General features: G+C 53.4%; 5 protein-coding genes and 1 pseudogene. 3 read left to right on the forward strand and 3 right to left on the reverse strand.

Annotated features, from left to right (window positions below; all coding sequences use genetic code 11):
* Positions 1-64: 64 nt before the first annotated feature.
* On the reverse strand, positions 65-1,843 hold the full coding sequence (locus KDW_RS22925) for an ABC transporter ATP-binding protein (protein ID WP_151758254.1): 1,779 nt from the start codon (positions 1,841-1,843) through the stop codon (positions 65-67).
* Positions 1,840-3,588: an ABC transporter ATP-binding protein gene (locus KDW_RS22930; RefSeq protein ID WP_233097854.1), complete on the reverse strand. Its 1,749-nt coding sequence runs from the start codon at positions 3,586-3,588 to the stop codon at positions 1,840-1,842. The genes KDW_RS22925 and KDW_RS22930 overlap by 4 nt, the downstream gene beginning before the upstream one ends.
* Positions 3,589-4,292: 704 nt before the next feature.
* Between KDW_RS22930 and KDW_RS22935 the strand changes: the two genes are divergently transcribed.
* Positions 4,293-5,567, forward strand: coding sequence for a hypothetical protein (locus tag KDW_RS22935; RefSeq protein ID WP_151758255.1), 1,275 nt, complete (start codon positions 4,293-4,295; stop codon positions 5,565-5,567).
* A 227-nt stretch (positions 5,568-5,794) separates the two neighbouring features.
* The gene (gene secY, locus KDW_RS34210) at positions 5,795-7,513 is read left to right on the forward strand and encodes a preprotein translocase subunit SecY (RefSeq protein ID WP_162005530.1); all 1,719 of its coding nucleotides are present in this window, start codon (positions 5,795-5,797) and stop codon (positions 7,511-7,513) included.
* A gap of 2,066 nt (positions 7,514-9,579) precedes the next feature.
* On the opposite strand, the pseudogene KDW_RS34215 reads toward secY, so the two are convergent.
* Positions 9,580-10,857, reverse strand: a pseudogene (locus KDW_RS34215) (MBL fold metallo-hydrolase); the annotation flags it as partial.
* A gap of 303 nt (positions 10,858-11,160) precedes the next feature.
* Between KDW_RS34215 and KDW_RS22950 the strand changes: the two are divergent.
* The gene (locus KDW_RS22950; protein WP_162005531.1) at positions 11,161-13,239 is read left to right on the forward strand and encodes a beta-galactosidase; all 2,079 of its coding nucleotides are present in this window, start codon (positions 11,161-11,163) and stop codon (positions 13,237-13,239) included.
* Positions 13,240-13,296: the final 57 nt, after the last annotated feature.

The raw sequence follows: 13,296 nt of genomic DNA on the forward strand, positions 1-13,296 counted from the left end.
ACAGCCGCGCGCGTGATGGGAGAGGAGGCCTGAGACGCATCTGTCACCGTGCTGTGAATCATGCCTAAGCCTCTTGAATGGCATCAACCTGTTCTATGGACCATAGGCGTTGCATCTCCTGGCTGGTGTTTAATAATGCTTGCAAAGTGCCCTGTGATTCTATCTGCCCGTCTTTCAGGACGATGATCCAGTTGGCGCGGCGCAAGACGGCCTGACGATGGGTGACGACCAGGTAGGTGCGCTCGCGTTGTGCGAAGAGTCGTTCCCATAGCTGGCTTTCGGTGGTGACATCCAGGGCGCTGGAAAGGTCGTCCAGGACCAGTAATTCCGCGGATCGGGCCAGCATGCGTGCTGCCGCGGTGCGCTGGGCCTGTCCACCTGAAAGCTTCATGCCGCGTGTACCGATCTCTGTCTGGATGCCCGCTGGAAAGCTGGCCACATCTTGATCCAGTACTGCTTGATACAGGGCAGCCTGGATATCTGTGGCTTCTTCAGTTTGTCCAAGTAAGATATTGGCCTGCAGCGTATCGCTGAAGAGATGCGGAACCTGCGGTGTATAAGCCGAGCGTGGCGGCACAAAGAATTCCGCTGCATCGCCGACTGCTTGACCATTCCAACATATTTCTCCCGTATCTCTGGGAAGTTGTCCCAGCAGCGTACGTACCAGTGTGGTCTTGCCTGAGCCAACGCGGCCCACGATTGCTGTCAGGCTGCCACGTTTCAGGCTCAGGTTAATGCCGTCGATGCCTTTACCACTGCTCGAATAGTGATAGCTGAGATTGGTTGCTGTGAGCAGTGCTAACGGATCACTCTGTACGCTTGCATGTATCTCGGATACATTTAATGCCTGCTGCTTGTTTGAGACTGGATGGTGCTCAACCAGCAGTTGTTCATCTTGATCCTGTGCCTGCATCAAGGCCAGCAGGCGTGTCAAGGAGACGCGGGTGCGCGCAAAGTTTCCCATACTATCTCCTAGCGCGGTCAGGGTGCCGGTAATATATTCCATGTAAAAGATGAAGAGCGTGATCTCTCCAATGCTTAGATGGGAGGCATGCGAGCGTAGCGCGGCCATAAACAATACCAGTCCGGTACCGAGCCCGATGGTATTGCCCAGTACAGCATTGACGCTATCATTCTGGAGCCGTTCGCGTAGGAGCTGGACCAGCCGTTGCTGGCTGAGCTGACGGAAGCGTGCGACTACCGCCGCTTCGGCGCCCGCTACCTGGATCGCCTGGGTCGCCCCCAGCAACTCACCGGCCAGTCCAGTCACCTTGCCGGTTGCCTCGCGGCTCGCCTGACGATACTGCTCAATCTGCTTCATCCAGAGCCGTGCCAGCATAATGATCAGTCCTAATGAAATCAGGACCGCCAGGGTGATGATGGCGTCGATGCGCAGCAGGATGAACAGAGCGACCAGCGTAAAAATGATGTCACCCAGTTGACCAAAGCCGGGCGCATACGCCACTGTCTCGGTATCATCGCGCAGCGTGTTGAGGGCCTCGCCCTGCGAGACATTTAGCGCACGTGCGCCTGGTTGCCTGAAAAGCCGGGCCAGCACATTCCGACTGAGCAGGCCGCGCACCGGATAATGATACTTGAGAGTATTATCAAAGCCGATAAACTGCATCCCCATCTGAATCATGGTCAGCGCAAAGAGTCCGGTGAGCAGCCATGCCAGCTGACCGGTAAATTGTGGTCGCTGCATGAGCAAGTCAAAAAGCTGCTGGAGCAACAGGCCAAACGTTAGTGTGGCAGCATGGGAGACAAAGCCAAGCAGTACTCCCCGTACCTGATAAAAGAGGCGATAGCGATTCAAGCTCACAAGCATACTGTACATCTTCATACGAATACTCCTCCTTGCTCATGCTGTAGCAGGCGGGCGAAATGAGAGGTTGGATCAGCGGCCAGCGTGGCGCGTGGACCCGCCTCCACAATACGTCCATGCTCAATCACCAGGATCTCATCCACGCGCTGTAGCGTTGCCAGTCGATGGGCGATCACGATGCCGGTGCGCTGCTCGAAAAGCCGATCCACCGCCTTCTCAATCACCTGTTCCGTCACAGGATCCAGTCGTGATGACGCTTCATCCAGGATCACCAGATCAGGGTGCGTCAAAAAGACGCGTGCGAAGGCCAGCAACTGAGCCTCCCCGGCCGATAGACCATTCCCGGTTGGACCCAGCCGGGTCGCTAATCCCTCCGGCAGCGCCTGATACCAATCCAGCAGACCAATCTCGGCCAGCACGGTGTGAATCTGTTGATCGCTGATCGAGCGGTCAAAGAACGTCAGATTATCGCGTACCGAGGCATCAAAGAGCTGGACATCCTGTGTGATCAGGCTTAGCCGCTGGCGCAGGTCTACCAGCCGCATTTCTGTGAGCGGCACATCATTCAGGCAGATTTGGCCAGATTGAGGATCATACATACGGAAGAGCAGGCGTGAGAGTGTGGTTTTGCCACTGCCGGTGCGCCCGACAATTCCCAGCACGTGTCCGGCTGGCAGCTGAAACGAGATATCCTGTAACACAGGCTCATATTTCGTATAGCCAAAGGTAACCTGCTCAAACGTGAGCGTTAGCGCACCCGCAGCAGGCATCGCCCCCGGACCATCCTGAATCGCGGACCGGGTCTGGAGCAGGCCATCGATACGGCGGATACAGGATTCCGATTTATTGAGGTCCTGGATCTGCCACTGAATCTGGTCGAGTGGCTGCATCAGCAGATTGCTATAGACAAAAATCAGATAGACAGTGCCGGGTGAGGCGATATGGATGCTCCAGAGATAGGCTCCCAGGACCAGCCCCAGGACTTTACCGAGTGTGAAGAGGGCTTGCGAGATGATCCAGGGCGAGGCACCGGACCAGCCTGCATAGCAAGTTGTGTTATACCAGCGGGAGAAGCGCTGATAGAAGTTGTGCCAGACATAGTTCAGCCCACCATTGCCACGAATATCTTCGGCGGCCACCAGCGACTCACCGATAAAGCCAAAGAACTCCGCACTGGCCTGATGCGCCACCACCCAGCGATCCACCACAGGTCGGCGCATCCAGGTCAGTGCAGCCACCACCAGTAAGCAATACAATCCCATACTGGCACTCAAGATCCAATCAATTGTACCCAGCACCAGCAGCATCCCGAGTAGCAATAGGATATGGAAGACCATATGCACCACAAACTTCGAGAAAAAATTGGCCAGATCGTTGACATCGCCATCGATGCGCTCCAGTAGCTCGCCCTGGGTATGGCTCTTATGGAAACCCTGGTCCAGCGTCAACACATGTGCCAGCAGATCGCCACGCAAAGCATTCGTCGCCGTCCAGGCCACCTTCTCGCAGAGATACGACGAGGCCACCGAGACCGCTTGATTGAGTAGCGTGATCACCAGAAAGAGCAGGGCCGCCCAGATCAGATTCTGGGAGAGACCCTGCGCCAGCGTCATATCGATAAAGTCGCGCAGGATGCGCGGATTCTCCAGTTGTAAGCCAATGCTGACCAGCAATAGTAGTGACATCAACAGTGTCGTCAGCCATTGTGGACGCAGATAGCGGGCCAATAAAACAAAGTAGCGTCGAAAGGGTCGCAAACTCACCAATACATCCTTTCACTTGTTCAGATATACACATTGAGATCAAAGGGATGTACCATGATGGCTTTCCAGGAGAGAAAGTATGCGTGTAGGCAGAGGGGGAGGGAAGCAGAAGTGGGCAAGAGCATAGAGAGACTATGTGCCGCTATACATGTGCCGGACGTATGCTGTCAATGCAGTGAGGTTGCCCACCAGGAGGAAAGAGGAGTGGTCGCTTGTTCGATGGCCTCTTTACATCAGCTCAGAGATGACCGCGCAAAGCCTGCAACATGCCTTCTGTACCTTGATCTACACCAGACAAGCTTGATCTACACCAGACAAGCTTGATCTACACTAGACAAGCTTGTTCCCTGCACAAAAAAGCTCATGATGTATGCAAACATCATAGAGATCAAGCAGGCATAAACATCCTGGCGTACTTTCTTCCTGGAAAGGAAAACGGTACAGAATTAGCGGCAGTCGGGCATACGTGTCAACTCCTATGAAATAATAATTCAAATGCCTCTATTAAAATAAACGAAGCCCAATGCTTTGTCAAGCTTTTTTGATGTAAAGAGCTGCAAAGTCACTGTGAGTACGCAAATGGATCTGGATAGATATGGCACATTGCTTGCATAATTATCTTGCTTCCATTTATAATAGTGAGGCGATGAATAGGATGTATATAGAGATAGACCAGCAGAATTATAGAATTTGAGGATATGAGCATGAAGCTTCAAGCTTTCAAGCAGATGGATCTCAAGCAGTATCGCTATGAGCAACCCCTTAAATTATTGGCGTTGATCTATCTTTTGCTGGTCCTGGTTGGTATCTGTTTTGATCCACAGGTGGCTCTGGCAGACTTTGGTGGCAATCGGCACTCCTTGCCTGTTACGCAGCCGCACCTGACTGAAGTTGCTGATGACAACATTCCAGCTTTTTATCCGCTACCAGCATTGTCGGATGCGCATACACTGCTTGCGCGTGTGCCGCATGTCAACCATGCGCGTTATCTCTCGCTTCCCAATTTCCGGGAAGATATGGCCATGAGAGAAGCCTTGCTGGCTACGCCTGCGCAATGGCAACAGGCGTCTGCTAGCGGTCTATCCTGCTATCACGCTTCCAATGCGCTCCATGTCTATTATCAAGCTGGCGAGGATCCTTCTCAAGTGTGTTCAATGCCGGGACAGTCAAAAATAACAGGTGATAGTACCCTCCTTACCGCCCGTATCCTGCTGGGTCTGTGGAACAACAGGCATACTGACCCACAGCTTTCAGCGCATGGATTGGTTGCGATCAAGGTAGAAGAGATTCTGGCTTGGAGAGGCATTCAGAAGCATCAGCGCATCGCGTATCCAGGTGCCAGCAAGCGTTTTTCGGATGGCTATCAGAGTAAGCAGAAGCAGCAAATCCACGCGGAGCTTCTCCACTTATCCCGCTATACTCTTCGTGGTCAGCAATATATCCGGCAGCAGGGTCAGGTCCATGTCAATGCACTGAATACGCCCTATATGCATGTGCAGCAAGTAGCACAGGGGCACAAAATTACTGGTTATCTGGTTGGACCAGGCAATTGGATCGCGTCCTATCAAAGTGGCAATAGCATGTTTCTATCCAGTGTAGAACGGCAAATCTTCCAACTTCATCCGCGCAACGATTATTTAGCGTTACGTCTCGCTTTTTATCTGGTTGAACATTGGCGTCAACTGGCCCGTAGTGGTGATTATCAGCATCCGTTACAGATGGCACAATTGTTGTCGGCCAGTATGATTTCCGTGGATAAAGCTAATCTGACCTCGCGCTTTGTGCCACGTATCGAGGCGGCCTTGCATAAACTCTATGCACAGAACATCCTCGGCCAACCAGCAATCTGTCTCTCTCAACTCGACACAAATAAAGCCCACTGGGGCAACGAGTGGCTGGCCTCGTATTGGCGCCTTCTGCCGCCGGACGACATTATGCATGCCTATACCAGCCGTAAAGCATTACCCGCCTATCTCTGATCGATGATCTATCCAGTTTTAAACATGTATCATTCTGGTGAAGCTATTTGCCCCCACTACTGATGGTGGAGATCCCACGATTGATGGTGGAGATCCCCACTACTGATGGTGGAATTTTTGTGCTCAAATGATCCTCAGGTATGCCTCACGCAGGCGCTGTTTTTACCGCTTTTTCTCCTTTAAGATGTCTGCAAAACGTTCAGTTAGCGGACCTTAAGGAGAAGTCTATGTGGCAGAAATTACACACTATTATGGTTGCACGCGATGTGCGCAATAAAATATTCTTTACCCTGGCTATACTATTGCTTGTGCGCGTCCTTGATATTATTACTGTTCCCTTATCGCCTGAAGGACGAGTGAATCTCCTCAAAATGTTTGATCCTGGTCGTGATCAACAAGGGATAGGACAACTATTCGGGTTGATTGATGGTTTTTCCGGTGGCTCATTGCATAGCTTTTCTATCATTGCTCTATCTGTATACCCATATATTACCGCTACAATTGTGATGCAATTGCTGCAACCGCTGATTCCAGCGCTCCAGGATCTGGCGCTTCAAGGGGAAGCAGGCCGTACACGCTTAAATGCGATTACGCGTCTGATCACTGTGCCGTTAGCTTTTTTGCAGGCGATCAGCTCATGTCTGATGTATCAACAGCAAGGTGTCCTGGCGCATTTCGACCTGTTTGATGCCAGGTATGTGCTGAATTCTCTGGCAATCATCCTGGCATTGATTGCAGGCGTGATGATCTTACTCTGGTTAGGCGAGTTGATTAATGAAAAAGGCATCGGGAATGGCATTTCATTGATTATCTTTGGTGGCATCCTTGCTACGCTACCACAAACAGTGAAGCAAGGCTATCTGGCACTGGTGAATGGTGGAGGCAATGGAGCGCCCATTGTCAGCATCGCTGTTTTTCTGCTGGTGTGTCTGCTGGCAATTATGGGCATGGTGTATATGTATATGGGACAGCGGCGCGTCCCGATCCATTATCCAACCCGGCGTATTGTCAATAAAGACATGGCGGTCGGACAAGCCAGGACAAGCTATATTCCGCTGCAAATAAACAGTGCGGGCATGATTCCACTGATTTTCGCATCCTCTTTACTGCTGGTCCCTTCTGCACTGATTCGCTATCTCAGTACCACGAATGGTCCGGTCGGGCTCAAGGAAGCCACTACCTGGATTGCCGTCTGGATCTTTAATCCATCGGGATGGATTTACTGGGGGATCAATGCCTTGCTGGTCTTTGCCTTTACGTACTTTTATGCCTATGTGCTCTGGCAGCAGCAGAATATTGCAGAAAGTCTTCAGAAGCAAGGAGCGTTTATTGCAGGATTGCGTCCTGGTAAGCCGACCAACACGCAACTTTTACATATTCTGAATAGAATTACCTTTGGCGGCGCATTTTTTCTTGCCCTTATCACGATCCTACCCTTCTTTACACGCATCGGTGGTACACAATTGCTAAGTAGTACCTCGCTCTTGATCGCGATTGGCGTGGTGCTAGATACTGTCAGGCAGCTCGAAGCAGAACTGGAGCTGCGCAACTATACAGGTTTTTCTGGTGTGACGTTTCAAGCAGTATCAATATCTGGAATGAACTCTATCCTCCCGGTTTCAGGGAAATCGCTACGTCGGGAGGATAGAGGATGTCAGCTTCTATCTGCGCTTTCCTGGCTGGTTCCCATTCTGAGCTCCAGCTGCCAGGCGGTGACTTCTGTGAAGACGCGTTGCGCTTCTTCTTTTTCGGACTGGCTCATGGCGCCGATGCCGGTGAAGGTGATGCGCTGGTGGGCATGGTCAATAATGGGTTTGCCAATGATCTTTGCTTCAATCGGGATGAGCTTGCGGGCCGTGTTGATGAGCGCTTTCAGGTGGACGCGTTCATGTAACTCGATGCCCCAGCCGGTCTGCGCCGTAATCTCCTGGAAGCGATCGGCGTAGTGTACGCGTGCGCCCTGTGGAAAGTGAAAGTGTAGCCATAGGCAGCCGCGTTTGGCATCGACGCCGATCTGATAGAGATCTTCGGCATCGCTGAGGAGCTGGCTGGCTATGGCCATGGCCTGTACCTGCGTGACGCGAGATGCTGGATCCATCTCTACCAGTAGCTGTTTTACTTCCTGTGGCTCTGCTGGCTCGTCTGCGGCAGAGCCATTCCCTTGAGCGGGTTCATCCGCTGTTGTGATTGGTTCCAGTTTCTGGCCATCTCTGGTGGCCGGGGCTGCCTGCAAGCTCATGCCCTGAAGTTCCAGTGTCCAGGCGGTCTCGGCGGTGAATTGCTGCCGGGCTTCATAGGCTGCGCTTACTTCGGCGGTGCCTTTACAGAGGACACCAACGGTATTGCGATCCCAGTAGATCGAAGGCTTGCCGATGACTTCCAGTCCGTCTGGCAATAAGCTATGAGCCATGGCTGCCAGCGCTTCCTGGGTTGGTGTCAGTGGATAGAGGCGGATCTGCCAGCCTGTGCTGGACTCGATCTGCTCAAAGATGGATGCATAGCGTTGTTGTGCTACTTCCGGGAACTCGAAGCGTACCCTTAAAGTGTAGTTGGTCTTCTCGATACCTACTTTGCGAAAGCCGGCCAGATCTCCAAGCAGGTCGCGGGCTATGCTGATCGCCTGTTGTTCCTGAATGGCGGTTCCTGTTGCATTTGGGGTCGCCACCGCACTTCTGGCTCTACTGACAGGTTGTGCAGGCTGACGACTTTCGGCTATTCCCGCGACTTCCAGCGTCCAGCCGGTTTCGGCCAGCACTTGCTGTTGAGCTGTTTGCATCTCTCCCTCGCTGACCTGGCCTGAGCAGGTGAAGCGGATCATGCGCTGGTCCAGAAAGATGGAGGGATTGCCCTGTACCGTCAGTCCGGATGGTAGCTGCCGCTGGGCGAAGCTGGTCATCTCTTTGAGCGGTGTCTGTGGCGAGATGTCGATATTCACGCCAGCCTCTTCGGCGGCCGCATCAAGTTGTTCGTGGTAGCGTTCCCAGGCTCCCTCTGGATATAGAAATGAGAGGGTGACATCTCCGGTCTCTCCATCCAGGCTGCGCCGAATCAGTTCGGGCGGTGTACCGATATAGCGCTCGATCGTGGCCAGGATCCAGTTCTGGTCGGGACGTTCGCGCTGCTCTGGCTGTTCCAGGGCCTCACGCCACGTTGGTGCCAGCCCATAATGGACCGGCCCCTGACCATCCACCAGATCGTCGTGTTGCGTAAAGATCTGTGGATGTTGTTGTAACAATTTGGCCAGTGCCAGACGCTCCTCTACCTTATGTTGTGAGACCCCGGCCAGATTACACAGTTCTGTCAGCGTATAGGCTGTATCTTCCTGACAGTTGCGGGCCAGTTCGTGGGCTGATAGTCCTTTGCGGATCCTGCGTGCATTGCGTACACAGTTGGTCAGCAACTCTTTTTCGCTCAGTTCTTCCTGATACGGTAGGGGTCCCATCACGTCGAGCAGGGCGCGTAACGGATATCTGGTGCGATCAAAGGATTCGCCTCTGGGAAAGAGGACGCGCAGGGTGTCGCGCGTGTCGATGGCTCGACATAATACAGGCTTGGCGGCGGCTGGATTAGTACGTAGCAGGATGATACGTCCCACCAGTTTGCGCAGGCGATCCTCCTGCTCATCTTCCTGCGTGCGCCGCACATAGTAGGCCTCGGAGATCTCGCCTGCCGGAGTAAAATAGGGCTCGTCATAGGGCTGCTCATCTTCCAAGACATCCGAGAGCCACATGGCATGTTCAGGAATGGCCCGATCCCCATACCAGACATTGACCAGTTCCCTGACCGTCACCACCTGATACGACGGGACATGTTCCAGGGCCTTCCACAGTTGCTCCAGGTGAGAGGCATTAAAGATGCCGTCCTCGCCGATTCCATAGGGCAGGCTTTCAGGCTCAACCGGGGTTGGTGCCGGTGCGAGTGGCTCTACTTTCTTCTTTTTCTGCAGTACACTCAGATCGAGCGTGTCACCATTTTTGGGGAGCAGCACCTCGGTTTGTTCCAGCAAACCAAGCAAGGCGCGTCTGGCATCATCATCTCCATGGACCAGGGCCACGCGTCGCGGTTTGAGGTGAGAAGCATAGGAGGCCAGTTCGCCGCCATCCGCATGGGCTGACAGGCTGTACTTGGCCACATTACACTGGACCATGATCTGCTGATTTTCGAGTTGCAGCGTATCTTTCTTATGCTCGGCCAGGTCCAGCAGCTTTTTGCCCGGCGATTCTTCATCCTGGTAACCGGTAATCAGAATCGAAGCGTTGGGATTACCAGCCAGCCTGGCAGCATACCAGGCGCTGGGGCCTCCGGTCAACATACCCGAACTGGCGATAATACAGGCCGGAGGACCATCCAGAATTGTTTGTCGCTCGCGGGCATCGCGTACAAAGTTGACGTTATCGCCCTGGAAGGGTAAGAAGCCCTTACGGATCTGCCGACTGAGCCGTGGTGTCAGGGCCTCGGGCATCAATTGATAGGCCGTGCAGACGCGCCGTACCAATCCATCGACATGAATGGGGAAGACCGGCACCACGCCCTGTTCCTGCATTGCCTGGAGCAATAGCAGGATTTCCTGGCCGCGTCCCAGACCAAAGCAAGGTAGCAGCACATGTCCGGTTTTCAGTCCTTCGGCCACTGCCTGGGCCATACGTTGTTCTTCCGCCTGACGATTGGGATGGAGGCGGGCACCATAGGTCGATTCAAGGATCAGCAGGTCGGGCCGCTCAAGCGCTGGTGGTACTGCGCCCAGGATCGTTCTCTGGGGTGTCATACTGATATCGCCTGAGACCACGATGCTCTCCTGCTTGCTGACAAAGCCCAGACTCATCGCACCCGCAATATGGCCTGCCCGACTGGTATGGATCGTAACCCCTGGTAATTGTGCCACGGTACAACTCTCACCAACCGGGATCGGCCGCACCCTGCTTAGCATACTGCCGACCAGCGCCGCAGGATAGAGTGGGATCTCCATCTCCTCGACCGCGCGCTTATTCATAATCTTCAAGGCATCGGCCAGCATGATCTCCATCAATAAGTGCGTGGCCCGTGAGGTATAGATAGGAGCGCTGGGAAACGCGCGATGTAGCAGTGGTAGTGCACCGATATGGTCAGCGTGGGCGTGCGTTACAAAGATCGCCTGTACATCTTTGTCCTCTAAGAGTGCCAGATCAGGTAATGGATCGGCCGAGCGATCCACGCGCACCCCTGCATCAACGACAATCCACCGCTCCGCGATCTGGATCGCCACACAACTTGCGCCGACACCGGCTGCACCACCTGCGAAAATTACCTGCATATTCCCCCTCGCCCTTTGCTAAAGCTGATTGCTCATAAATTACTGCATTTACTACCTATGTGTACGCATTCTATTGCCTGTGCCCAGGCTTGTCAACGTTATTCATTGTTATCCTATAGTCTTTAATTGTATGGCGTACTTTGGGAGCGGCATATACTAAAAAAAATCGTGGTGACGTAGGCATATCATGAAGGTCACCAATCGACCTCAAGGGTCACCAATCGACCTCAAGGGTCGAACCTACATGATCGTTTGAGGTGATGGTGCATTTGATTGCCAATAACATTAAATGGGGGAATGTCTATGCAACAGCAAGCACATGAGCAAGGATCTCGTAGGTTCGAGGCTTGCCCTCGATTGCCTCGCTCGACAGTTTTTTATGGTGGGGATTATAATCCGGAGCAATGGTTGTCAGAGGAAGATGGCAATGCTATCTGGCAGGAGGATCTGCGCTTGATGCGCAAGGCGGGCGTGAATTGTGTCTCGCTGGGTGTGTTTAGCTGGGCGGCTCTGCAACCGGCTGAAGATGTCTTTACGTTTGAGTGGCTGGATCAGATCTTTGACCTGCTGGCCGAGCAGCAGATCTTTGTCTGTCTGGGAACAGGCACGGCCGCGCAGCCCGCCTGGCTGTCGGCTGCATATCCCGAGATTCTTCCTGTGAATGAGATGGGACAGCGCCAGCAGCATGGGGTCAGGCTTAACTATTGTCCGACCAGTGAGCAATTTCGTCTTCATGCTAACAGACTCGTACGCCTGCTTGCTGAGCGCTATCGTGAGCATCCTGCTCTATTGCTCTGGCATATCAGCAATGAATATGGTCCCGCCTGCTATTGTGAGCACTGTGCGCTGCGCTTCCAGGGCTGGTTACAGCAACGCTATGGAACGTTAGCGCAACTCAACCAGCACTGGATCACCTCGGTCTGGAGTCACACCTATACCAGTTGGGAGCAGATCCAGCCGCCCGTCAGTATCGGTGAGCGTAGCATGCAGGCCCTACAACTTGATTACCAGCGCTTCATCTCAGCGATGAATCTGGAAAGTTATGTAAGTGAGGCTGCGATTCTGCGTGAAGTCACTCCACATATTCCAGTCATGACCAACTTTCATGGTTTAACCCGTACTATCGATTATTTTAGCTGGGCACCACACCAGGATATCATTACCTGGGATTCTTATCCGCGCCATAATTCTACTCCTGATATGGTGGCGTTTTACTATGACTTTGTGCGTTGCTTGAAAAATAATCAATGGCTATTATTAGAGCAGACGCCAAACCAGGTACAGTGGCATGCGGAGAATCCGTTGAAACGGCCAGGTGTAATGCGTTTACAAAGCCTCCAGGCTCTGGCACACGGCTCAAACTCGGTGATGTTTTTCCAGTGGCGCCAGGCGCGCAGCGGTCGCGAGATGTATCATGGTGCCATGGTCAGCCACGCCGGAACCGAGCAGACGCGTACCTTTCAAGAAGTAGCCAGCCTGGGTGCTGAAATACAACGCTTAGGCGCATCGTTCCTGGAGACACGGCTCCCTGCCGCTCGTGTCGCTTTGTTGATGAGCTGGCCAAACTGGTGGGCGGTCGAAAATAAGCATACACCCAGCCGCCGTTTCCACTATCTGGAAGAATTGCAGCGCTACTACAGAGCCCTCTGGCAACGCAACATTCCCGTCGACATCGTCTCGCCCGACCATGCTCTGTCCCAATATCAACTGGTCATCGCGCCATTGTTTAATATGATCAGTCGCGAACAGGGCGACGCCATCCAGAGCTATGTGGAGCAAGGCGGAACCTTTCTCACCACCTATTTCAGCGGCATGATTGATCAGTTTCACCGTGCCTGGCTGGGCGGCTTTCCAGGACCTCTACGGCGTACATTGGGCATCTGGGTCGAAGAATTTGATCCGCTACCCGAAGGTCGCACCAATACCGTGGTGGGCCAGCACGCGGACGAAGATTGGAGCGAGACGTATACTTGCGAACACTGGTGCGATGTCGTCCATCTGGAAGGTGCCCGCGCACTCAGCGTCTTCGGACAGGACTTCTACGCTGGCCAGCCCGCGATTACCGAACATCAATCCGGTAAAGGTACAGCCTTATATATCGCCACCAGACCTGATGCCGCCTGCCTGGACGCCTTGATCGCCAGACTGCAAAGCCAGCTGAGCCTGACCGTTCCACTGCTTGTTCCCAGGGGAATAGAAGTCACGCGCCGTGAAGGTGAGCAGCTCTACTATTTCTTACTCAATCATCTAGAAATAGAGCAATGCATCAGCCTGCCCCGCCCGATGCGTGACATCATCACTGACCAGATCCATCAACAAGAAATGCAACTACCACCACGCGGCGTCGCCATTCTTATCCCGATGGGAACGCCATTGAATTGATGCAAATTGTACATGATTCCCCTCATGCCCGGGCCGATGCGCGCTGGCAATAAACGC

It is taken from the genome of Dictyobacter vulcani, assembly GCF_008974265.1.
Lineage (GTDB): Bacteria > Chloroflexota > Ktedonobacteria > Ktedonobacterales > Ktedonobacteraceae > Dictyobacter > Dictyobacter vulcani.